Here is a 630-nt window from a genome sequence, read left to right on the forward strand (position 1 = left end):
AAATAGTTTATTAATAATGGAACAGGCGGTGGCCGCGGCAATCCGCCGCCGGTAACCTTTGGCGTAGCGCAGCAGTCGCACGAGCGCTTGAAAGCTTTGGTTTGATGACGTCGCTTGAGCGCGAGGTGGTGAAGAAGCCACATCGGTTCCTTTTAGAAGTTATAGAGAGAATGTAGAGAGAACGAGAACTATGGGCTGAAGTTACTGAGTAGCGCTTATGCCGACTGAGCCACGCGGCGCACGTTAGCCAGCAAGGGGCTGCCGGTATCCGGATCAAGCAGCAGCGTACAGTCTACCTGGTAAAGCTCGCGTACTAACTCGGGCGTGACCACCTCAGCGGGCGCTCCCTGAGCAATAATCTGGCCATCGCGCATCGCAATCAGGTTGTCTGAATAACGACAAGCACTGGCGAGGTCATGCAATACCATCACCACCGTGCGGCCATGGCAAGCCAAGTGGCGCACTAGCTCAAACACTTCAATCTGATGGCCTAAGTCTAGCGCAGAGGTGGGTTCATCTAAAAGCAGAAGCGGCGTTTGCTGGGCAATGGTCATGGCGATCCAGGCACGCTGGCGTTGGCCGCCGGAAAGCGCTTCTAACGGCCGGTCGGCGAGGCCTTCCAAACCAGCA

At 56.0% G+C, this 630-nt stretch carries 1 protein-coding gene; it reads right to left on the reverse strand.

Translation table 11 applies throughout. The features are described from left to right. Positions 1-215 precede the first annotated feature (215 nt). The coding region (locus INT22_RS20595) for an ABC transporter ATP-binding protein (protein ID WP_226912555.1) at positions 216-630 on the reverse strand (415 nt) is incomplete at its 5' end.

Source organism: Halomonas sp. 3D7M (assembly GCF_014897885.1).
In the GTDB taxonomy this organism is placed as follows: domain Bacteria; phylum Pseudomonadota; class Gammaproteobacteria; order Pseudomonadales; family Halomonadaceae; genus Vreelandella.